Here is a 22,144-nt window from a genome sequence, read left to right on the forward strand (position 1 = left end):
TATAGGAATACTATGAGTCTGAATTTTCTTGATTTTGAGCAGCCGATTGCAGAGTTGGAAGCGAAAATTGACTCGCTGACCTCAGTCAGCCGTCAAGACGAAAAATTAGATATTAATCTGGACGAAGAAGTTCAGCGCCTGCGCGAGAAAAGCGTTGAACTGACGCGTAAAATCTTCGCCGATTTGGGTGCCTGGCAGGTTGCGCAATTAGCGCGCCATCCGCAACGTCCTTATACGCTTGATTATATTAAGCATATCTTTACCAACTTTGATGAATTGGCTGGCGATCGTGCCTATGCCGATGACAAAGCGATTGTCGGCGGGATTGCCCGTTTGGATGGACGCCCGGTGATGATCATTGGTCATCAGAAAGGCCGTGAAACCAAAGAAAAGATTCGCCGTAATTTTGGCATGCCTGCACCGGAAGGGTATCGCAAAGCGCTACGCCTGATGGAAATGGCCGATCGCTTCAAGATGCCGATCATCACCTTTATCGACACACCGGGGGCTTATCCGGGCGTTGGTGCAGAAGAACGCGGTCAGTCTGAGGCTATCGCGCGCAACCTGCGTGAAATGTCGACGCTGCGTGTGCCCATCATCTGTACCGTTATCGGTGAAGGTGGCTCCGGTGGTGCGCTGGCTATCGGCGTGGGTGACAAGGTCAACATGCTACAGTACAGCACTTACTCGGTTATTTCACCGGAAGGCTGTGCGTCTATCCTGTGGAAGAGCGCGGATAAAGCGCCGCTGGCGGCGGAAGCCATGGGTATCATTGCGCCGCGTCTGAAAGAGCTGAAACTGATCGACACCGTGATCCCCGAGCCATTGGGTTCTGCGCACCGTAACGTTCCGGCAATGGCAGAGTCTCTGAAAGCGCAACTGCTGGCCGATCTGCTCGATCTCGACGGCCTGACTGAAGAAGAACTGTTGAACCGCCGTTATCAGCGTTTGATGAATTATGGTTACTGCTGATAAGGTGATTGTCTGATTGATGTATTATCAATCAGGCGATTCTGGCGTTACTTTGAAAATCCGTTGTCAGAAATGACAGCGGATTTTTTGCTATGAGGGTGTGAAGCATGCTGAAGCTGCTCGATGTCCATCACATTGCGGTTATTGCCTCTGACTATGAACGCAGCAAGGCGTTTTATTGTGATGTGCTGGGGTTTACGTTGAACAACGAGGTCTACCGTGAAGCGCGGCAGTCGTGGAAAGGAGATCTCTCGCTGAATGGGCGTTATACCATTGAGCTCTTTTCTTTCCCCCATCCACCCGCGCGTGTCAGCCAGCCAGAAGCCTGCGGCCTGCGCCACCTGGCTTTTGCCGTGGCTAACGTAGAACAGGCCGTTGCCTCGCTCGAACAGGCTGGCGTTATCTGTGAACCCGTCCGGATCGATCCTGAAACGCAGCAGCGCTTCACCTTTTTCTCCGATCCTGACGGCTTGCCTTTAGAACTGTATGAGATCTGATACCGTGGACTGCACCGAACCTGATGATGGATTACTCCAGACGATCGTGACGCAAACGGCCGGATGCGGTTCGATCCTGCTGGCCTACAGCGGCGGTCTGGACTCTAGCGTGTTATTACATCTGCTGGTGGCTCTGCGTCAGCGTTTAGGACTGCCTATTCGTGCGGCTTATATTCACCATGGTTTAAATCCGCTGGCAGATAGCTGGGCCGAACATTGTCGTCAGCAGTGTGAACGCTGGCAGGTGCCGTTTGCTTCGTTGCCGGTGAAGGTTGAGGCACAGAACGGTGGAATTGAAGCCGCGGCCAGAACGGCACGTTATCAGGCTTTGCAAGCGCATCTGCAAGACGGGGAAGCCTTGCTGACGGCGCAGCATCTTGATGATCAAAGCGAAACTTTTTTACTGGCGTTGAAACGCGGCAGTGGGCCTGCCGGGTTATCTGCGATGGCGGCTCAAAGCACGATTGATCACCATCGTCTTGTGCGTCCGCTGTTAGGCATTTCTCGCTTGCAGCTGGAAGCGTATGCGCAGCGACATCAGCTTGACTGGATTGAAGACGACAGCAATCAGGATGAACGTTTCGACCGTAATTTTCTACGTCGCCAGATTTTACCGCGATTGACGCAGCGCTGGCCGCATTTCCCCTCCGCTGTGGCGCGTAGCGCCCAGCTTTGTGCCGAACAGGAACAACTGCTCGATGAGCTGCTGGAGGAATCATTGCAGGCGTTATGCCAGTCGGATGGCGCGTTGAGCATTAACGGTCTGGTGCCGCTAAGCCCAGTGCGTCGTTTTGCTCTTCTGCGTCGCTGGCTGGCGCAGCAAGGCGCGACGATGCCCGCGCGTGAACAGCTACAGCGGCTCTGGGATGAAGTGGCGATGAGCCGTCAGGATGCGGATCCGGTATTGCAACTAAATCAGATGCAGGTTCGCCGTTTTCGTCAGTATCTCTATCTGCTGCCGCTGATGCCGTCACTAAAAGACCATATTGTCCCGTGGCAATTACCGTCATGCCCGCTGTCGTTACCTGAAAATTTGGGCACGTTGCTGTTGGCCGATAGCGGTGAGGCGATTCGCGCACCGGAAAACGATGAGTCGGTGAGTATTCGCTTTTCGACCCGTGGAACCGTGCATATTGTTGGTAGAGCCCACGGGCGACAAATCAAAAAGCTTTGGCAGGAGCTGAATGTTCCACCCTGGTGGCGCGACCGTACACCACTGGTGTTCTACAATGAGCAACTGATTGCGGCCGTGGGGCAATTCGTCACGCGAGAAGGGCAGGCGAAAGCAAACCAGTCGGTGTGGCACATTCTTTGGGAGAAGAAAGCTTGGGGAAAAACGAGCTTGGGAAAAGAAAGCCTCGGGAAAAAGCTAAAGTTGGCAGACTCGGAATAAAAACGGACAACCTGCGTTGCCCGTTTGGAAGCATTTATTCAGCGTTTGCCGCTAAATGAAAGGAGAAGTCTGTCAGGATTCGCTGACGACGACCTTCCCGATTTCAGGGTGACTGAAACTGACGATGTGATCGAGACGCAGTTCGCGCGTCGTACCGGAGGCTTCAATCACCAGATATTCGACCTGCTTACGTGAGATCATATCACTGGCTTTACCGGTCACAACTTCACCATTGCGCAGTTCCAGCGTCAGCGTCAGATTCTGCTGACAAGTGGCTTCCAGGCTGTCGTAATCATCACAGTTTATGGGTTGATATTCATTACTCATTGACATAATCACTCACCAATAAGTTAGCGGCAGCAAAAGCGGCCTGTTCCCTGACGGAGGATGGTAACGCCTCATTCGCGGCAATGCCATCCAGGGTTTTCAAAACACAACCCAGCGAATCGGGTATATAGCCCAGATCGCCACTGGCGATCTCTGCGTATAAGCGACGTACTAATTCACAGTATTCTTGCACTATATCCTCCCTTGAAAGCTTAGCTCGGTAGATATTCATGCATCATCACTCGCTACGGTGCGCGATGTTGTAAGCCTACGAAGATAAACTCTATTTATCAAACCGACTATAGCATAGGCACTAACAGGATATCAGTAGTCCTTAGAGGCCTAATCTATCGGTTACGTGGCAGATATCACCTTTACTGTGAGGATGGCGCTAACTCAAGTAAACTAGGAGGGAATAAATACGAGGTTACTGATGGCATTAAAAGCAACGGTTTACAAAGCAGCAATCAATATTGCCGATATGGATCGGAATTTTTTTCACGACGCGAACCTGACGATAGCGCAGCATCCGTCTGAAACCGAGCAGCGTATGATGCTGCGGCTTTTAGCGTGGATCTGCCACGCTGATGAAAACCTGCGCTTTACCAAAGGGCTCAGCGCAGACGACGAGCCGGAAATCTGGCGACGTAACGATACGATGGAGCTGAAACTGTGGATTGAGCTCGGTCTGCCGGATGAAAAACGGCTTAAGAAAGCCTGTAATCAGTCCCGTGCTGTGGTGCTGTATGCCTACAGCGATCGTGCAGCGCAGGTTTGGTGGAATACGATATCGGGTAAGGTGTCCGGGTACAAGAATCTGGCTATCCGCTTTTTAGATGATAATCAGCTCGCTCAGGTTGCCGGATTGGCTCAGCGCACCATGTCATTGCAGGCAACGATACAGGACGGCACGATCTGGTTATCTGACGATAAGAATAGTCTTGAAATAGCATTTTCTGAGTGGAAAATTCCTCAAACTCAGGGATGATAACGGGCTGGATACGTTCCAGAACATTGAGCAAGAACAATAAAAACAGGGCAGAGACGGCAGGAAAATAATGATGAAAAAACTGGCTATCGGTGTGCTGTTGATTGCAGGGATTTCTGGGTTGATCGGGTGTCATACTCGCTCACAAGTTCAGGAAGAGCCCCTTAAACCAATGGCGCAAAGCTATCGTGGCGTTTTACCCTGTGCGGACTGCGGAGGGATTGATACGTCACTGTTTTTGGAAAAAGACGGGACGTTTATTCTGCGCGAACAGTATCAAACGACGCGAGAAGGCAACAACACGTTTGCTTCTTATGGGCAGTGGCGACGTACCGCAGACAAGCTGGTGCTGACGGATAGCGCGGGTGAAAAACGCTACTTCCGCCCGGTTGATAATTCACTTGAAATGTTGGATCAGCAAGGTTTACCGATCAATTCATCTCTTCCACGTCAGCTGACGGCAACCGAGCAGCCTCTGCCAAATACGCCGATGGTAATGAAGGGAATGTACCGCTATATGGCGGACGTCGCGACCTTCTCTGACTGCGCGACAGGAAAAACCTTTGTGATCGATGATAGCGCAGAGTTGGAAAGACAATATTTTCGGGTGAGAACCACTGCGGGTGAGCCTGTATTGCTGATTCTAACCGCGCATTTTGCCGTAATTCCGTCAATGGAAGAAGGTCAGATGGTGAAAGCTGTGGTCCCCAACAGCAGTAATAAAGCACGTATGAGAGCACGAGCAAACTGCGATACACAGATAGACTGATTCGACTTTTAAAAGAAAAGGCACTGACTTTCAGTGCCTTTTTTGTATCGATGACCCGTTAGAGCATTTTCTTTAGCTGGTAGAGCCAGTCCAGCGCCTGACGGGGCGTGAGCGCGTCAGGATCGATGCCCTCCAGTGCTTCAATCGCCGGTGAGGGTTCATCATTGCTGAGCAGTGCCAGCTGTGCGCCATCAATATGGCTGGATGACGCATTATTCGATAACGTTTCCAGCTCTTTCAGCTTCTGACGAGCACGTTTAATCACTTCTTTTGGGACACCCGCCAGTGCGGCGACGGCAAGGCCGTAACTTTTGCTGGCTGCGCCATCTTGTACGCTGTGCATAAAGGCGATGGTGTCGCCGTGCTCGCGTGCATCTAAGTGAACGTTTACTACGCCTTCCATTTTTTCTGGCAGGGTGGTCAGCTCAAAATAGTGCGTGGCAAACAGCGTCATGGCTTTGATGCGGTTTGCCAGATTTTCGGCGCAGGCCCATGCCAGCGACAGGCCGTCGTATGTCGAGGTTCCGCGGCCGATTTCGTCCATCAGTACCAGGCTATTTTCCGTAGCGTTGTGCAGGATATTCGCCGTTTCCGTCATTTCTACCATAAAGGTGGAGCGGCCAGAGGCCAGATCGTCTGCAGCACCCACGCGGGTGAAAATACGATCGACGGGGCCAATGACCGCCTGATCTGCGGGCACAAAGCAGCCGATGTGCGCCATCAACACGATGAGTGCGGCCTGACGCATGTAAGTACTTTTACCGCCCATATTGGGGCCGGTGATAATCAGCATACGACGCTGTGGTGTCAGCGACAGGGGGTTAGAGATAAACGGCTCACGAAGCACCTGTTCGACGACAGGGTGACGACCGCCTGTGATTTTGATGCCGGGCTTATCACTCAGCGTCGGGCAGACGTAATTCAGCGTATCGGCGCGTTCGGCCAGATTCGTCAGGACATCCAGTTCGGCCAACGCGGCGGCGCTTTGTTGAAGCTCGGCCAGATGAGGCAGCAGCAGGTCGAAAAGCTCATCGTAGAGCGCTTTTTCCAGCGCCAGCGCCTTGCCCTTCGAGGTCAGAACCTTGTCCTCGTACTCTTTTAGCTCGGGAATGATATAGCGTTCGGCATTTTTCAGCGTCTGGCGGCGTACATAGTGAATCGGCACCAGATGGCTTTGACCACGGCTGACCTGAATGTAATAGCCGTGTATGCCATTGAAGCCGACTTTCAGCGTATCAAGTCCCAGCTTTTCGCGCTCGCGAATTTCCAGACGGTCCAGATAATCGCTGGCACCGTCAGCCAGCGCACGCCATTCATCCAGTTCGGCATGGTAGCCCGGCGCGATAACACCGCCGTCACGTACCAGCACGGGCGGCGCTTCGACAACCGCGCGTTCCAGTAAATCCCGCAGCTCATCAAATTGACCAATCAGGCTGACCAGACGACGAACCGAATCAGTTTCCAACGGCGCAAGCTGCTGGCGAATATCGGGAAACTGCTGGAAAGCATGGCGCATACGTGCAAGATCGCGCGGGCGAGCCGTGCGCAACGCGAGCCGCGCCAGAATACGCTCCAGATCGCCGACCTGTCGCAGATAGGGTTGCAGATCGAGAGTGATCTCCTGCAACGCACTGATTGCCTGTTGGCGCTGTTTGAGCGCCTCAATATCGCGGCTGGGCATGTGAATCCAGCGTTTCAGCATCCTGCTGCCCATTGCCGTCACGGTGCAGTCCAACACGGCAGCCAGCGTATTTTCCACTCCGCCAGACAGATTCTGTGTGAGTTCAAGGTTACGGCGCGTGGCGGCATCCATGATGATGCCGTCCTGCTGGCGCTCCATCGTAATGCCGCGAATATGCGGCAGCGAGGTGCGCTGGGTGTCTTTCGCGTATTGCAGCAGGCATCCGGCGGCTCGCAGTGCGAGTTTTGCCTGCTCTACGCCAAAACCAGTCAGATCGCGGGTGCCAAATTGCAGGTTGAGCTGCTGACGTGCCGTATCAGGTTCAAACTCCCATAGCGGACGGCGACGCAGTCCGTGGCGGTTTTCGATCAAATCCATGGACTCAAAGGATTCAGGGTAGAGCAATTCCGCTGGATTGGTGCGCTGTAATTCGGCCGCCATGGTTTCTCGATCGGCAGGCTCGCTCACCCGAAAGCGTCCAGAGCTGATATCCAGAGTGGCATAACCGAATCCCCGTCCGTCCTGCCAGATCGCTGCCAGCAGGTTGTCCTGCTTTTCCTGCAATAGCGCTTCGTCGCTGATGGTTCCTGGCGTGACGATACGGACAACTTTGCGTTCTACAGGCCCTTTGCTGGTGGCCGGGTCGCCAATTTGTTCGCAGATAGCGACGGATTCGCCCATTTGCACCAGTCTGGCAAGGTAGTTTTCAACGGCATGGTGAGGAACGCCAGCCATCGGTATCGGTTCCCCTGCGGAAGCGCCGCGCTTCGTCAGAGAAATATCCAGCAGTTGAGAAGCCCGCTTGGCATCGTCATAGAACAGCTCGTAAAAATCGCCCATGCGGTAAAACAGCAGGATTTCCGGATGTTCAGCCTTTAACCTAAAGTACTGCTGCATCATCGGCGTATGGGCAGTGAAATCCTTGTCGGTAGAATCTTTCATATTGATTTTACTCAGTCTTAACGCTTTTGTTCGTCAGGTGATGGCATTGGGTTTGATAGCAAACCTTGCTGATGGCGCGTCACCTGAGCATTGAAATGGAATGCCAGAAGTATACTGACTGGCGGATGAAAAACATCACCCGCGAGTGCGCTATCTTATCATTGATGGCTGCGATTTGACGTCATGGCGACGTTACCAGACTGAGGCAGGGATGCGTATCCGATTTTTCTACGATTACTCAAGTACGCGAGGCAGCTCGCAGGTTTCGCTCATAACGCAGTAGAGGAAACGATAACGTACGATGAAAAGTGCATGCTCAAGAAGACAGATGGGACTAAATAGCTTCGCATATTACCGTTCCATGTTAGCCAGGTCATGCTGATATTGGGCGAAGCTATTTAGTATTTTTAACGAAGAGAATACCATCGTCGTGTGTTTTTAATAATATTACTTCAGAAAGGATTAGCCAGAGTAAATGCCGTGTATAGCGTTTTTATTCCGAGAAATAGCATTAGTGAGCCAGCAATAATATCAAACCATTTTTTATAATTGAGATAGGTGTTTCTTGGGCGCTGATAAGACAGAACGACAGCGACAAAGATATACCACAAGGCATCAATAGAGAAGGCGATAGCGGGTAAAATAAAATACATCTCAAATGAGAGCGTATGACTCAATAGGGCGGAGAAGACGCTGGCAAAAACCAGGGCAGTATTGGGGTTACTTAATTGAATAATAAGCCCCTGGAAATAGCTTTGCATGAACGACTGTTGTTCAACACCCTCTAGAGTATGGTTTACAGTAATGTTGGTTTTTTTAATTGTGAATTTATACGCGAGATAAATGAGATAGCACCCCCCCAATATTCTGATGAAAAAATAAAAATCGGGCATGGTTTTGATAATGGCTTGAAGGCCAAATATTGCAGCAAGGGAAAAAATCAAACTTCCTGTACCCATACTGAGTGCCGTCGCAATTCCATTCAGCCGAGATGTCGCGACAGTTGTTCGTGCAACCAAAAGAAAACTTTCTCCTGGATTCATGGCTCCTAATAGTAATGTCCCGCTGATGGCGAATAAGGTGAATGCTACATTTTCCATTTTTAACCTTTTATTTTGTGCAGTATTTGTACTTTAGTGTTATCTCAGATAACGCATCCTGAGCGGTAGATAACGCTTCGCCAGCCGTAGTCCCTGTCGCAATTGCAAATAAACTCCTGTCAAAACTATTTGCTACGCGGCGCGCCGTGTCACCGGGTTTCGTTAACATAGTAATATCTTTGATACCGGTTCGGCGTCTTGCTTCTTCCAGACCTAGTACACTGTCGAGAATAAATTTTTCATTACCTTCTGGTGAGGAATACCATACCGCTGAATAACAGGTATCCTCCCTTTTACGTAAGTCAATTTCCTCTACACTATCGGTATTTATTTTTGCTACAAGATTCATCAAATCGATGCCTGTAGAAAACTCCAATAGGCGATAGATATTGTCTCCGCCTGGGCGAGTATGGCTTTCGATAACGGTGGGGCCATTATTTGAAAGAATAATTTCAGTGTGGGAGGCACTGTTGTCGAACCCCATTACACTTAGAAAATCTTGGATATATTTTCTGATGAGATCTTCCTGCTCAAGCGTAATGGGTGCGGGTAAAACATGACCAATTTCAACGAATTTATCATTTTTGTATTTTTTTGTAATGGCTAAAATATGATGTTGGCCATGGTAAGAAATAGCCTCAACGCTGTACTCATCTCCAGCAACAAATGACTCAAGAATAAACGTTTCACCGCTCTTTTCGCAAAGTATTGGCTCAAGTTGATGATAGCTTTTCTCATCGTGAAGAAGAAATATATCCCTGCTGGCCTCACCTGAAAGTGGTTTTAAAACAGCAGGAAAGCCAACACGCTTCAATGCAGGGGCAAGATCAGAATGTTGATTTATTTTTTCAAATTTTATCGTTGGGAAGTTATTCATTTTCAGATGCTTGCGCATCGAATATTTATCCACGGTCCTGCTAACCAATTGCTCATCGGTAATAATCGGTAACCCGGTATAGGCCGCTACACGAGCTGCGACCTGTTGCCATTGTTCATTAAAAGCGATTACGCGGTCGATACTGAAAATTGTTTTATTTTCACATATATTTCGTGCTAATGATTCTATGTCATCTTTATTCTCAGGGAAATTGATACCATCATAAAGATTGTCTTCATTAAGATTAATCTTTCTTGTGGGATCAGGGATGATGAACAAGTGATGCCCAAGCAACTTGAGTTTCTTATGTATCGGAGAAAAGCCACTACCTATGATCAGTATGCGCATATCACCTACTCTTATCGAATGCTTTATATGCGTAAGACTCTCTCTTCAAGACATCCTCCGCAACTGACAATTCTGCTAGTTGTAAAGAAAATACGTAAAACTTAAGGTGGCTAACGTTTCTCGGATAGGAATATTTTTTGATAAACGAAGGGTGTTTTTATGCTGAGCGTTATGTATGGGTTTTTTAAACGAAATCTATTTCATTATTTTGATTTTTTAAAGTTTGAAAATAATGGACTATTCGTATATCAAGCAAATCGTGGTATTCCTGTTCTTATTGCCAGAATAGATAGTTCAGCTAATTCAGAGAAAATTAAAATGAAATACAACAGTATTCTTAAGACAGTAGGAAATACACCCTGTGTACGTATCAATGCGTTTGACACTCAAGGCGTAAATGTCCATCTTAAAATGGAAACAACCAATCCAGGTGGGAGCATTAAAGATAGAATCGCTATTTCCATGCTGGAGAAAGCAGAAAGTAAAGGCGTACTGCGCAAAGGCATGATCGTTATCGAGCCATCATCAGGGAATACCGCGATTGGCTTGGCAATGGCATGCGCCGCAAAAGGATATAAATTTATTGCTATTTTAGATCGCATGGTACCCAGTGCTAAACGAGATAAAATAAAGGCTTATGGTGCGGATATCATTTTCTTACCAGAATTTGAAGATGGTATTGATACGGTTTTGTATCGTATAGAATTGACTAAAAAAATCATTTCGTTATACCCAAACGCCTTTAGTCCCATGCAGTTTGAGAATCAGGATAACCCTCAGGAACACTACGATTCAACAGCACGAGAAATATACAGTCAGTTCTCTGGTGATATTAGCGGTGTTTTTATTACCGCAGGAAGTTGCGGCACAATCACTGGCGTTTCAAGATACCTTAAAGAAATGAATCCTGCGATTAAAGTATTTGCGGTTGAGCCGATGGGGTCAATTATCTTTGGCGGTGAGGCAGGGAAATATTTTGTGCAGGGTGCTGGCTTGGCATTTCGTCCCAAAATTCTAGATGATCGTTACATCGACGATGCGATAAAAATATCTGATTTCACGGCGTTTAAAATAGCTCGTGAGTTGGCTCGTAAAGAAGGCATCCTGATTGGTGGCACGGGGGCTTGTGCATTATCTGCCGGGCTGGAACGTCTGAATAAGTTCAACCCGGGGGATAATGTCGTGATTATCATCCCAGATAGTGGTGAACGATACGTTGATACTATTTACAGTGATACATGGCTTGCAAAGCACGGGTTCTCAGAGTTGATTGAAAAAAGTGACTGTGACAATGAATTGACATCTCTCGTTTATGAATTAGGATGTACTCTAAATGATTTCTGATAATGTTATTGCTATATTTTATAATCGTCTTTACAACCCGCTCATTATCAAGGATCTAAAGAAAAATTTTACCAATGTGTATTCTGTTTTGATTGATGAAGGCAAGGCATGTGACATAGAAGATATTGAGCTGGAATGTATAGCCGCAGGTGCAGATCGCTTTATTTATAAGGATTATCGTGACCAATACGCACGTAATATCATCTCAAAAGCGATCAAGGCTAATGCGATATATCAAGATGGCTACCATCTCAGTGCGGCATTATCACGCCCAGCGTTAGCTGAGGCTGCGGTTGAAGTCGCAACCGAGTTGAATATTGAACATATTGCACATCAATTCCGTGGAAACGATCAAGTCAGAATGGACATGAATATCGAAATACTCGGTAAAACGCCCATAGCTTCATTGAGACGTTTTTCCCATAGCGATCAAGATGTTTATGACTATGCACGCCGTTATAATATTCCATTAGAGTTTGGCTGTAATAATCCCTACTCTACGAGTGAGAATATGTGGGGGCTGACGATAGAATGTGGTGATTTAGAAAATCCTGGCCGTACAATGCCTGAAGACGTAAAGGATTTTATATCCGCAGAATATAAAGAATGTGTGGAGCCAACGGTCATCACGTTGGGTTTTGCAAAAGGTATACCTGTCTCGTTGAATCATGAATGTATGCCACTTTACGAGATTATTGAAAGATTAAAAATAATTGGTAATACCTATTTAGTCGGCCTGTTCGATATGGTTGAGGATGGTGTCGTTGGCTTAAAAAGTCGTGCGATATATCAATCTCCAGCAGCACATCTTTTAATTATGGCACATAAGCAATTAGAGATTTATTGCTCTAATAGAAATGAAAATTGGTTTAAAGAAACTATCGATAGAAAGTGGACTGAAATGGTTTATTCAGGTCTTTGGTACGATCCTTTAATGAATCATTTAAACTCTTTTATTGACAGTATCAATTGCAATGTGAATGGCACCGTAGATTTAGAGATCGGTATGTACTACGCCCGCGTTATCTCTCGTGATTCGGATTCGTCAATCTACAATGCGGATATGGCCATTTACAACTGTGGACATCTTTATAGTCAAGATGATGCAGAAGGATTTTCACGGATATTTAATATTCATAGTAAATGTAGTGCAATCAAAAAAAGGGAAATAAAATGATTCATGAACTACTGATGTGTAAACCTGACTTCTACGATATTGAATATGTTATTAATGATTGGATGGATCCAAAAAACAAAGTAGACAAAGTTGTCGCACAAAATCAATGGAATTATGTTTACGATCAACTGGTGACGCGTGGTATAAAAGTTAAAGTTATTGAGCCAGTAAAAGGCTTACCAGATATGACTTTTGCCGGTGACTGCGGCATGATTCATAATAATAAATTTCTGGCAAGTAATTTCAGGCACCCTGAACGGCAGGGTGAGACACCGTATTATATCGATTTTTTGAAGAAAGAGGGTTTTGAAGTCCATCGTGTCGAGCCTGGTGTACATTTTGAAGGTCTGGGAGATGTGATTTACTGGGACGACAGTATTATATTCGGTTTCGGTCCTCGCTCTGATAAAGACGCGGTTAAAGCCATTCGGGAAACGTATCCAGAATTGAAAGTTCTTGGCGAATTACATATTCAGGATAATACGTTCTTTCATGTTGCACTGGCCTTCTCTTTCATTTCTGAAGATACAATTATTTATTACCCTGAGGCTTTCACTAAGGAAAGTCAGGATTATATTGAAAAAAACTTTAGCCGGCGCATTGCTGTCTCAGAGTTTGATGCCAAAGAGCTGTTTGTATGTAACAATATCCCTATTGGTAACGATGTATTAATGCATGATTGTTCTCCTGAAGTTGAACAAAAAATTAATGATTTTGGTTTCAATGTTGTTAAATGCAATATGAGTGAATATTTTAAAAGTGGCGGGAGTTTACGCTGTCTGGTGCTTAAGCTGAATTAAGAGGTTTTAAAATGTATATTTTAGGCATTAATTCAGTCTACCATGAATCCTCAGTGTGCCTGATTAAGGATGGTGAGGTTGTTTTTGCGATTGAAGAAGAGCGTTTAAATAGGCAAAAACATGGTAAATCAGCAGATCTTGATAATCCTGATGAGTTACCCCTGTCTTCGCTTAACGCTGCGCTCGCCTTTGCTGGTATTCAACTGTGTGATGTTCATAGCATTGGCTACTCTATTGATCCCATAGCCAGGCATAAGTCTGCTTATATTAATGAGACAAAGTTATCTGATGGTTGGGCAAGTGAGTCTGGAGAAGGTCTGTTCTATCGTAAAACAGCAAATGTTCCATTGATCTTGCAAAACATGGGATTCCGCGGTGATTTTCATTGGGTAGCGCACCATACTGCTCACGCTGCATCTGCATATTATCCTTCGTCTTTTAATGAATCACTGGTTCTTTCTCTTGATGGTATCGGTGAGGATAATACCGCAGGTGTTTTTATTGGAAAGGAAAATAAACTAACGAAAATATCGACCATAACGTATCCTAACTCTATAGGTTTCATGTGGGAGAGAATTTCAGAGTATCTTGGATTTTCTGAATATGATGCCTGCAAGGTTATGGGCATGGCGGCATATGGTGATGCTGAAAGATTCAAGGAGCAGTTTTCCTCGATTGTTGAGTGTTTGCCGGAAGGGCAGTTTACTATTAATAACGATATTCTCACGTTTCGTAGTAAATCATTCTCAAAATTGGAATCGTTGTTTGATTTGCAAAAGCGTCATAAACATGACGAGCTACGTCAGGAACATTATGATATTGCAGCGACACTGCAAGTTGTTACCGATGATATTGTTATGAACATTGCCAGGCATTATCTGGCAAGCAGCGGTAGCCACCACCTCTGTCTGGCTGGTGGCGTAGCATTGAATTGTATTACAAATCGATTGCTCTATGAAGCGTGTGACATTGCTGATATCTATGTACAGCCAGCCGCACATGATGCTGGTACCGCTATCGGCGCTGCACTGTATATTTGGCATCATATTATGGAGCAGACTCAGCGTCATCCAATGGTCAGTGCTTACCTCGGTCCTGAATATTCAGATACGCAGTATGAGCACGAATTGAAAAAATACAATTTAACTTGGGAGAAAGTGGATAATATCCACCAAAGAGTCGCCTCACTGATCGCTGATAATAATGTTGTGGCTTGGTTTCAGGGGCGAATGGAGTTTGGTCCTCGCGCCCTTGGTAATCGTAGTCTGTTGGCCGATCCTCGTAATAAAGATATTCGCGATCTGATGAACTTAAAGGTTAAGCATCGTGAGTTCTTTAGGCCTTTCGCACCCAGCGTGCTGCGAGAATATGCGAGTGATTGGTTTATTTCTCGTGGTTTACCCGATGCGGCAAAATATATGCTGTTAGCGATGGATGTTAAGCCTGCTAAGCAAAATGCTATTCCCGCTGTTACGCATGCAGATGGCACCGCACGGGTACAAATTGTCGATAAAGAAACAAATGAAAGCTATACCCATCTGATTAGTGAGTTTCATAAGCTTACTGGTGTACCTATTCTACTTAATACTTCTTTTAACGATAGTGAACCCATTGTGTGTTCACCGGAGGACGCTATTAAAACTTTTCTCAAAACAAGAATTGACTTTTTAGTATTGGGTGATTATATCATTAAGTCTATTCATTAATTTATACAGGTTGCACCAGTGATCACGAAAATTGTGTTGGCACGTTTTTTTTCTATATTTGCAGAAGCATTTATTATTTTCGCTGTGCCGGTACTGGTGTATACCTCAACAAATAGCGCTTCATTAACCTCCTTAGCTTTTGGTTTGGAAAGATTAGCACGCGTAGTATCATTGCCTCTTTCAGGTTGGATTGGGCATAAAATTCACCCACTTAGAATGCTATATTTTAGTGATAGTATTCGAGGCTGCGTGTGCCTATTATTGTATTTTTCTTACCCTTATATATCTCCTGAATATATAGTAAGCCTGATTATTCCTATAGCCTGTATTTTGTCGTTCTTTAGCGGCGCAGGCTATGTGAATCTTGAGGGCTTCGTTTCTCAAACGATATCTAGTAATAAACTACCTTCTATTTACTCTCAACTGCAATTTGTCGAGCAGTTTACTTATATAGCAGCACCAATACTTGTAAGTATTTTAACGTTAAAATTTTCTATTCTGCAAACATTTATATTTATATCAATACCTTTTATTATCAGCACTTTTTTGTGGATGTCTATCCACAAAGTGAAGACGACAGTGAGTGCAGAGAGTCATGATAAAAAGTCATTAAAATACATCATCGCCTATATTGCTGCTAATCGAGATTTGAAAAAAATAATAAGCCTTACCTTTTTAGTAAATATCATGCAAGGGGCATTATTATCAACGGCAGTCTATGTTATTACATCCATTTTTCACCAGCCTGAACAAGGCTACGCGCAGGCGCTTGCTATGGCAGGAATAGCCAACTGTTTGCTGTTTTTTGTTGCGCCAAAACTAATTCGTCGATTCCACATTCGTACTGTGGGGCTAAGCGCATTTATTATAGCCGCATGTGGTTTATTGGTGGTTGGTGTAGCAAATAATTTCTATGTTTATCTGCTTGGCTTTCTGCTTATTATTGGTTCGGAAGGGTGCTTCAATCTTTTTTCCCGCTTTTATCGTGCCAGGCTTTTACCTGCTGAGGGATTCTCTCGTTATTTAGGTATTGTATTGGTTCTTAATCAATTAGCCGTTCCGCTGGCTAGTTTTATTTGCGCTAAATTCTTATTGCTAATTGATTATAAATATATTTTTATTATTTTTTTTCTGGTTGTCGTTTTTTCTTTTTTTCTAATAAATCCATTTCGTTACTTTACATCCAAAGATTAATCTCATAAGGATAGAGAATGAACACGAAAAAGTATCTGCTAGTTCTTGATTATCTCCCTGCAAGAATTCATGACTTAAAACTTATCAAGGAATATGTGAAAGCGCAGTACGACCTGGATATGGTGATCGTCAGTGATATGCTCTCGGGTGAGGAGAGAAATATATGTGATCACGTCTATCACTTGCCTGTATCTACTGTGAATTATGAAGATGAAGTAATTAAACTGATTAAAAATGTAGAAATGGAGTGTGCGTGTATTCTCCCTTTTATGGATGCGGTATCGGGACACGCGGCTGTCATTGCCAAAAGATTAGGGCTATATGGTGACGATGCGACATTAAGTTTTGCTGGTATCGACAAGTTAAAATTCAGGGAACAGGAATCGATCCTGGAAACATTTCTTCATGCACAGAATATTGTTACGCCGCGCTCAACGCATGTGAGCGATTATCAGCAATTAAAAGCGTTTTTTGAATTATGTCCGTCAGGTGTAGTAATAAAACCAGTCGATGGTCGGGCAAACATTGGTGTGAAAATCGTCAAGGCCATGGATTCGCTAGAGGCTTCTTACGCTGCGTCCTGTCTGGCTGCACCTGACAGCAGCATCATTGCAGAGGAGTTGATTGCTTTTGATTCTGAGTTTTCCTATGACGGCGTAGGTGTACTTTCATTTTTGACGCAAAAAGTCAGTCAGCTTGGTGATTATCCTGTCGAACTTGGACAAATCGTGCCAGCACAGTGTTCTCCGACGCAGGCTCTGGCATTAGTCAAAGCTGGTCAAAGTATGAATCTTCTTTCGGGTCAACGTTACGGCGCTTTTCATAACGAAATTAAACTTGATTCAATCACTGGAAAAACGTTTTTAGTCGAAACAAATCGTCGCCCTGCCGGCATGCGTATCTGGGATATGGCAAATAAAGTGTTTGGTATATCGTTGCAGAAAATATGGGTTGATCATTTGGTGCAAGGTTTTTCTGATACCCGTGCGATTCCAGAACCTATTGGTAGCGCGTTTCTTATTAACCTGCTTGCCCCTGAAGACGGAACTATTAAAACAGAAATGAACCCGGAGTTAATAAAAAATGAAATGGCGTCGTTAGTGAAGGAAATACTTAATGAATATAAGTATGAAATTATTGACATTAAGGTAAATGTTAAAGGGAATTCCCCGGTTTATAAAATTCCAAAAACGAACAATGATTTTTGTGGGTATGTCTGTGTTTATATAGATAAAGAAAAAATTAATCATGCTGAACTAATGAGCCTGATAAATAAATCGTGGCAGTCGATAATTAAAGACTATATTCACTACATTTAAATCAGATTGTAACATATCGCTTTAGCAATGGCGGCGACCTTGTTCGGCACCGCCAGCTTCTCAAGGATATTTTGCATATGAAAATTTATGGTACTAGTTGATAAATGCAAGATGTTGGCGATGTCTGAGGATGTTTTTCCTTCGGAGGCCCAGCGCATGATCTCGACTTCACGTATTGTCAGCGGAGGAGAATCGTTGTTACTCTCTGTTAGGGACGAATATTTACAGGCCATTGATGCCGATATAAGGAGTAAGCTTAGGTCATCTACATTATGCCCATCCTGTTTTGTAAGGTTTTCTCCTCTAAAAAATGAGCATAATACATTCTCATCTTTGGGGGTCTTATATATTGTTGAACACCCATCCTTAATGTTTTTTTTATTAAAATAACTTAAGGTTTTAGGATGCTGTTTTTTTATGTGTGTTTGCCAGGAAAAAATTGAAGGTGGGTAAAGTAAAGTCGCATTGCTAAGTATAGTTAGAACTGAGTTATGAGTTTCTCTATCAATGGTAAAATTATCGTCAAAGCAGCTCAGTAAGGTAAATTTTCTTTTTGTTAAGGGGTAAGGGCTTTCTTTGTAGAGGGAGTAATAATTAAATCCATATGATTTTATAATGTGTAAGATGGTTTTTTTCAACTGAATAAGTGTTTCTGCACTGTCTATTTCTTTACATTTGCATCTAAAATAAGTATTTTTTGATAACATCTTGATTACTCCTTTTCTCAAGGTGATTAAATTTAAAGCACGCACCTTGCTCAAGGCAATACATAAGTTTTAATAAAGTTTAAAAATGTATAATTAGTCTATGTATTGATATTTAGTTCTTTTTATCTCTGCATGCCAAGATTTATCCTCTTTTATCAATAAATTTATTTATGTCTTTCAACAGGCTGATGTATGCCTACCTCTATAATTATTATCGATTACGCTTTTTATATTATTAATATTCATAGAATGTATGACCCAATTGGCTCTCTTTTGCTGAAGAGGCGTTCAGGCCGCAGTATCCTATTTTTCTGCTTGCGCTCACCGCACCACACACATTGGCTGGCCTGATATCGGCTCGGGGTGGATCTCCGCATCGATGCTGAATACCTGTTGTAGTAAGTCCGGTTTCATGACCTCGCGTGGTGACCCCTGTGCTATCACGCGTCCACCGGCCAGCATCACCAGATGATCGCAGTAGCGGCTGGCCTGATTCAGATCGTGCAGAACGGTCACCACCGTTTTGCACGCCTGATTCAGTTCGCGCAGCAGTTTCATCAGTTCAACTTGATGATTGATATCGAGGTAAGTCGTCGGTTCGTCGAGCAGTACAATGGGGGTATCCTGCGCGATCAGCATCGCCAGAAACGCCCGTTGGCGTTGCCCTCCGGACAAATCGGTTAACCGTTTGTCGGCGAGGTCGACGATGTGCGTTTTCTCCATCGCGAGCTGCACGCGCTGGCGATCGTCCTGTGATAAGCGTCCCCACAGCGATAACCAGGGGCTGCGCCCGTAGGCCACCATGTCACGCACGGTGATTCCCTCTGGCGTGAGGTGATGCTGTGGTAACAGCGCCAGATGGCGCGAGAGCTGGCGAGCCGAGAACGTAGAGAGCGGCTTGTCGTTGAGCCGAATAGCTCCCGATTCCGGCATAAGGAGTTTGGCGAAACACTTCAGTAACGTTGATTTACCGCAGCCGTTGGGGCCGAGTAGGGCAGTAATTTTCCCCGCAGGCAGTGAAAGTGACAAGCCATCAAGAATACGCTTGTCGCCATATCCCGCCGTCAGGTTTTGTGTTGTCAGTTCCATTTAGCGCATTCTCACAAGAAGCCAAAAAAACCAGGGCGCACCGATAATCGCGGTGAGCACCCCGGCGGGTAATTCCATCGGCGGGTTCAGTGTGCGTGCCAGCAGATCGGCAAGCAGCAGTACCAGCGCACCAGCAATGGCAGAAGCAGGAAGGAGCCAGCGGTGCCGTCCTCCCACCAGATAGCGGATCAGATGTGGCACCACGAGGCTGATAAAGCCGATAGGGCCACAGATAGCCACGCTGGTCGCGGCGAGTGCTACGGCGAGCGCTAATCCCCAGAACTGAACGTGCCCGATATTAACGCCCAGCGTGCTGGCGCGGTCGTCGCCCAGTGCTAACAAATCCAGATCGCGGCAAAAGCGCAGGCTGAGTGGAATGAGCACACTGAGGACGGGCAGTGCGACCATGACGAATGAGCAGTCGCGTCCCCATAGGCTTCCCGTCAACCACAGCAGTGCGTTGTTGATATCCTGCGGACGGGAGATAACTAGGTAGTCGGTGACGCTTGCCCAAGTGGCGGACAGCGCGATGCCGATGAGCGCCAGCCGCATTGGGGATGACACGCCTGCGATAAGTCTCAGCAGTAGCAGCCCGGCGATGCCGCCGATGAACGCGAGAAGCGGTAGCCAAATCACGGGTAGCGCAGGCACCAACATCAGTGTGCTGACGGTTGCCAGACTCGCCGCGTGGTTCACGCCGAGAATATCGGGCGAGGCCAGCGGGTTACGCACAATTCCCTGCACCAGCACGCCGGAAATCGCCAGCGCTGCGCCGACGAACAGCGCTAGCAGCACGCGGGGCAAGCGATACTGCGTCAGAACATAATGATGCTCGCTGGTGCTGTGCCAGCCGCTCATCAACGCCGACCACGGCAGCGGAATCGCGCCCATGCGCAGCGACAGAATGCTGGTGGCGAGTAGCAACAGTGTAATCGAGATAAACACAATAACGGGGCGCATTATCCTCGCCTCCTTGCCAGCCACACGAAACAGGGCGCGCCGATCAGGGCCAGCACTGCGCCGGCAGGCAGTTCGCCCGGCCAGGCGAGCGCGCGGGCAAGCAGATCGGCCAGTAACATCAATGCCGCGCCCATCAGCATGCTCATGGGGAGCACTTTTCTTTGGTCGTAACCGATCCAAAAACGCGCCAGATGCGGTATTAACAGGCCGATAAACGCGACCGGACCGGCGACGCTTACGCAGGCACCGACCAGAATCAGCACCGCTAGATTGAGGATCAGGCGCAGACGATCTAAGTTGACGCCCAGTGTGTGGGCGCTCACGTCACCGACATTGAGCAGGTTAAGCTGGTTCGCCAGAAGCAGAACTACGGGGGTGACGATGATGACAAACGGGAAGAGCTGCCAGAATTCCACCCAGCGAGCATGCGATACGCCACCTGCCAGCCAGTAAAAAATGCCATAGGCGTGATCTTCCGCCAGCAGCAACGTGATGCGGGTTAACGCCATGCACAGGGCTGAAAGCGCGACGCCCGCCAGAATCAGCCGATTGCGATCGAGCGTTTGTCGCCAGCCGCCGCCAACTGCCATCACCATCATCCAGCACAGGCCGCCGCCGATAGCCGCAACAAAGGCGATGGGGTAACCGGAGAGTGAAGAACTGAACGCGCTGGTCAGTGCCATCGCCAGCGCCGCGCCGCTATTGATGCCGAGCAAAGAGGGTGACGCCAGAGGATTATGGGTCAGGATCTGGAGCAAAGCGCCGGACAGCGCCAAACTGGCGCCGATCAGCACGGCAACCAGACTGCGTGGCAGGCGCAGGTTGAGTACCAGCGCCTCCGGTAGTGAAGAGGGCGATCCCGTTATCAGCGCCTTGAGGGCACTCAGGGCGGGAATGGGGATCGCGGAATAGCAAAATAGGCTGAGCCAGAACACGCCCAGCAATGCCGCTATCGGTAATCCCCAACGCCAGAACGGGTGGAAACCTTGCCTCATTGCTCGCTGCTGACGCTAACGGGCTGATGCTTAAAAATCTTCACGGTATCGCTGCCGACGCGCTCTGCTGCAAAGATGCCGCGCATCCGTGCCCAGGCGTTGCTGTCAACGGCGGCAATTTGCTGTTTTTGCTGGGCTTCCAGCAGGTTCCAGAGCGTATCCTGCTGCCAGCGCTTCACAATACTTTCTTCGCGATAGTGCGTCACAATCAGCCACTGTGGGTTAATCGCCAGCAGTTGTTCCAGGTTGATGGCGGTCATCGGGGCATTGTTGATGGGTTTCGGAACCTTCAGGCCGAGGGCAGCCAGCACGCTGCCGGTATAGGCATCGCTGGAGTACAGGTTAAACTGCTGTTCGCGCGAGGTGCCGAAGGCGACGCTTGTACCTTTGGGAAGTTGGTCAGCGTAGGCTTTCATTGTTTCACGATGCTGGGTGAGACGAGCCTGCATGGCCTCTTCTTTCCCCAGCACCTTGCCGATGATCTCCGCCGAGTGCAGATTTTCTGCATAGGTTTCGTTGCGCGATTTCAGCAGCAATACCGGTGCAATGGCCTTCAGCGCTGTGTAAATACCGCTATGGCGGCTGCTATCGGCGATGATCAAATCAGGTTTCAGTGCGCTGATGGCTTCCAGACTCGGCTGCGCGCGCGTGCCGACAGAGTGCCAGGGTTTGAGATGCTCACGGACTTCAGCCAGGATCCGGTCTGGATCGTTGTCATCGGCGATGCCAACCGGGCTGACGTCTATGGCAGCCAGCGCGTCAGCAAAAGAGAGTTCCAGCACCACAATGCGCTGAGGTGGCGTGTCGAGCGTAAAGGAACCCTGTTCATCCTGCACCGTGACTGCATTGGCGCGACCCAGTCCGAACAGACAAAGTGTTGCAATCAGTGCAACGCGAATGAGAGCAAACATAGCGTAACTCCACGATTATTGTGATCGAATAAGTCATGATCGTTAGTC

The 22,144-nt window shown here is 47.1% G+C and carries 21 protein-coding genes; 11 read left to right on the forward strand and 10 right to left on the reverse strand.

The window, feature by feature from the left end; all coding sequences use genetic code 11:
* Positions 1 to 12 precede the first annotated feature (12 nt).
* The 3 genes from accA (at position 13) to tilS (ending at position 2,862) form a co-directional block, all read left to right on the forward strand.
* Positions 13 to 972 (forward strand): acetyl-CoA carboxylase carboxyl transferase subunit alpha, encoded by a 960-nt coding sequence (gene accA / locus KKH3_RS03810; RefSeq protein ID WP_039355966.1) that lies wholly within the window; start codon positions 13 to 15, stop codon positions 970 to 972.
* Positions 973 to 1,079: 107 nt separating this feature from the next.
* A complete protein-coding gene (locus KKH3_RS03815) occupies positions 1,080 to 1,469 on the forward strand; it encodes a VOC family protein (RefSeq protein WP_039355969.1) in 390 nt (129 codons plus the stop codon).
* The gene (gene tilS, locus KKH3_RS03820; RefSeq protein ID WP_052201288.1) at positions 1,459 to 2,862 is read left to right on the forward strand and encodes a tRNA lysidine(34) synthetase TilS; all 1,404 of its coding nucleotides are present in this window, start codon (positions 1,459 to 1,461) and stop codon (positions 2,860 to 2,862) included. Before KKH3_RS03815 ends, tilS begins: the two co-directional genes overlap by 11 nt.
* A 72-nt stretch (positions 2,863 to 2,934) precedes the next feature.
* Here tilS and rof read toward each other — a convergent pair whose 3' ends face one another.
* Together rof and KKH3_RS03830 are read right to left on the reverse strand one after the other, a co-directional pair.
* Positions 2,935 to 3,195: a Rho-binding antiterminator gene (gene rof, locus KKH3_RS03825; protein ID WP_029367608.1), complete on the reverse strand. Its 261-nt coding sequence runs from the start codon at positions 3,193 to 3,195 to the stop codon at positions 2,935 to 2,937.
* Complete coding sequence (locus KKH3_RS03830; RefSeq protein ID WP_015731006.1) at positions 3,182 to 3,382, reverse strand: YaeP family protein; 201 nt, start codon at positions 3,380 to 3,382, stop codon at positions 3,182 to 3,184. Before KKH3_RS03830 ends, rof begins: the two co-directional genes overlap by 14 nt.
* A 240-nt stretch (positions 3,383 to 3,622) precedes the next feature.
* Between KKH3_RS03830 and KKH3_RS03835 the strand changes: the two genes are divergently transcribed.
* Together KKH3_RS03835 and nlpE are read left to right on the forward strand one after the other, a co-directional pair.
* Positions 3,623 to 4,177 (forward strand): YaeQ family protein, encoded by a 555-nt coding sequence (locus KKH3_RS03835; protein WP_039355972.1) that lies wholly within the window; start codon positions 3,623 to 3,625, stop codon positions 4,175 to 4,177.
* A 73-nt stretch (positions 4,178 to 4,250) separates the two neighbouring features.
* On the forward strand, positions 4,251 to 4,946 hold the full coding sequence (gene nlpE, locus KKH3_RS03840; RefSeq protein ID WP_039355976.1) for an envelope stress response activation lipoprotein NlpE: 696 nt from the start codon (positions 4,251 to 4,253) through the stop codon (positions 4,944 to 4,946).
* A gap of 58 nt (positions 4,947 to 5,004) precedes the next feature.
* On the opposite strand, the gene mutS is transcribed toward nlpE, so the two are convergent.
* The 3 genes from mutS to KKH3_RS03855 form a co-directional block, all read right to left on the reverse strand.
* The gene (gene mutS / locus KKH3_RS03845; RefSeq protein ID WP_039355979.1) at positions 5,005 to 7,569 is read right to left on the reverse strand and encodes a DNA mismatch repair protein MutS; all 2,565 of its coding nucleotides are present in this window, start codon (positions 7,567 to 7,569) and stop codon (positions 5,005 to 5,007) included.
* A 452-nt stretch (positions 7,570 to 8,021) separates the two neighbouring features.
* Complete coding sequence (locus KKH3_RS03850) at positions 8,022 to 8,669, reverse strand: LysE family translocator (RefSeq protein WP_039355982.1); 648 nt, start codon at positions 8,667 to 8,669, stop codon at positions 8,022 to 8,024.
* 10 nt (positions 8,670 to 8,679) lie between these two features.
* Positions 8,680 to 9,894 carry an ATP-grasp domain-containing protein gene (locus tag KKH3_RS03855; RefSeq protein ID WP_039355984.1) on the reverse strand — a complete coding sequence of 405 codons (1,215 nt, stop codon included), beginning with the start codon at positions 9,892 to 9,894 and terminating at the stop codon, positions 8,680 to 8,682.
* 159 nt (positions 9,895 to 10,053) lie between these two features.
* On the opposite strand from KKH3_RS03855, the gene KKH3_RS03860 reads away from it, so the two are divergent.
* Genes KKH3_RS03860 through KKH3_RS03885 form a run of 6 tightly spaced genes read left to right on the forward strand, consistent with a single transcriptional unit; the run spans position 10,054 to position 17,434 of the window.
* Positions 10,054 to 11,238, forward strand: a complete 1,185-nt coding sequence (locus KKH3_RS03860) for a PLP-dependent cysteine synthase family protein (protein ID WP_234991558.1) — start codon at positions 10,054 to 10,056, stop codon at positions 11,236 to 11,238.
* Positions 11,228 to 12,415, forward strand: coding sequence for an argininosuccinate synthase (gene argG / locus KKH3_RS03865; RefSeq protein ID WP_039355986.1), 1,188 nt, complete (start codon positions 11,228 to 11,230; stop codon positions 12,413 to 12,415). The genes KKH3_RS03860 and argG overlap by 11 nt, the downstream gene beginning before the upstream one ends.
* Positions 12,412 to 13,215 (forward strand): dimethylarginine dimethylaminohydrolase family protein, encoded by an 804-nt coding sequence (locus KKH3_RS03870; protein WP_039355988.1) that lies wholly within the window; start codon positions 12,412 to 12,414, stop codon positions 13,213 to 13,215. Before argG ends, KKH3_RS03870 begins: the two co-directional genes overlap by 4 nt.
* An 11-nt stretch (positions 13,216 to 13,226) precedes the next feature.
* A complete protein-coding gene (locus KKH3_RS03875) occupies positions 13,227 to 14,921 on the forward strand; it encodes a carbamoyltransferase family protein (RefSeq protein WP_039355991.1) in 1,695 nt (564 codons plus the stop codon).
* Positions 14,922 to 14,939: 18 nt separating this feature from the next.
* Positions 14,940 to 16,115 (forward strand): MFS transporter, encoded by a 1,176-nt coding sequence (locus tag KKH3_RS03880; protein WP_039355994.1) that lies wholly within the window; start codon positions 14,940 to 14,942, stop codon positions 16,113 to 16,115.
* 17 nt (positions 16,116 to 16,132) lie between these two features.
* The gene (locus KKH3_RS03885) at positions 16,133 to 17,434 is read left to right on the forward strand and encodes an ATP-grasp domain-containing protein (RefSeq protein WP_039355997.1); all 1,302 of its coding nucleotides are present in this window, start codon (positions 16,133 to 16,135) and stop codon (positions 17,432 to 17,434) included.
* Here the strand turns inward: KKH3_RS03885 and KKH3_RS03890 are convergent.
* The 5 genes from KKH3_RS03890 to KKH3_RS03910 all read right to left on the reverse strand — a co-directional run bounded on the left by KKH3_RS03890 (position 17,431) and on the right by KKH3_RS03910 (position 22,096).
* Positions 17,431 to 18,141 (reverse strand): helix-turn-helix domain-containing protein, encoded by a 711-nt coding sequence (locus KKH3_RS03890; RefSeq protein ID WP_039356001.1) that lies wholly within the window; start codon positions 18,139 to 18,141, stop codon positions 17,431 to 17,433. The two genes, KKH3_RS03885 and KKH3_RS03890, sit on opposite strands and share 4 nt — an antisense overlap.
* A 321-nt stretch (positions 18,142 to 18,462) precedes the next feature.
* Positions 18,463 to 19,230 (reverse strand): Fe(3+) dicitrate ABC transporter ATP-binding protein FecE, encoded by a 768-nt coding sequence (gene fecE / locus KKH3_RS03895; protein WP_039356003.1) that lies wholly within the window; start codon positions 19,228 to 19,230, stop codon positions 18,463 to 18,465.
* A complete protein-coding gene (gene fecD, locus KKH3_RS03900; RefSeq protein WP_039356006.1) occupies positions 19,231 to 20,190 on the reverse strand; it encodes a Fe(3+) dicitrate ABC transporter permease subunit FecD in 960 nt (319 codons plus the stop codon). It abuts the gene before it with no gap.
* Complete coding sequence (gene fecC, locus KKH3_RS03905; protein ID WP_039356009.1) at positions 20,190 to 21,185, reverse strand: iron-dicitrate ABC transporter permease FecC; 996 nt, start codon at positions 21,183 to 21,185, stop codon at positions 20,190 to 20,192. The genes fecD and fecC overlap by 1 nt, the downstream gene beginning before the upstream one ends.
* Positions 21,182 to 22,096 carry a Fe(3+) dicitrate ABC transporter substrate-binding protein FecB gene (locus KKH3_RS03910; RefSeq protein ID WP_039356013.1) on the reverse strand — a complete coding sequence of 305 codons (915 nt, stop codon included), beginning with the start codon at positions 22,094 to 22,096 and terminating at the stop codon, positions 21,182 to 21,184. The genes fecC and KKH3_RS03910 overlap by 4 nt, the downstream gene beginning before the upstream one ends.
* Positions 22,097 to 22,144: the final 48 nt, after the last annotated feature.

Origin of the sequence: Pectobacterium actinidiae (assembly GCF_000803315.1) — a bacterium.
Taxonomy (GTDB): Bacteria; Pseudomonadota; Gammaproteobacteria; order Enterobacterales; family Enterobacteriaceae; genus Pectobacterium; species Pectobacterium actinidiae.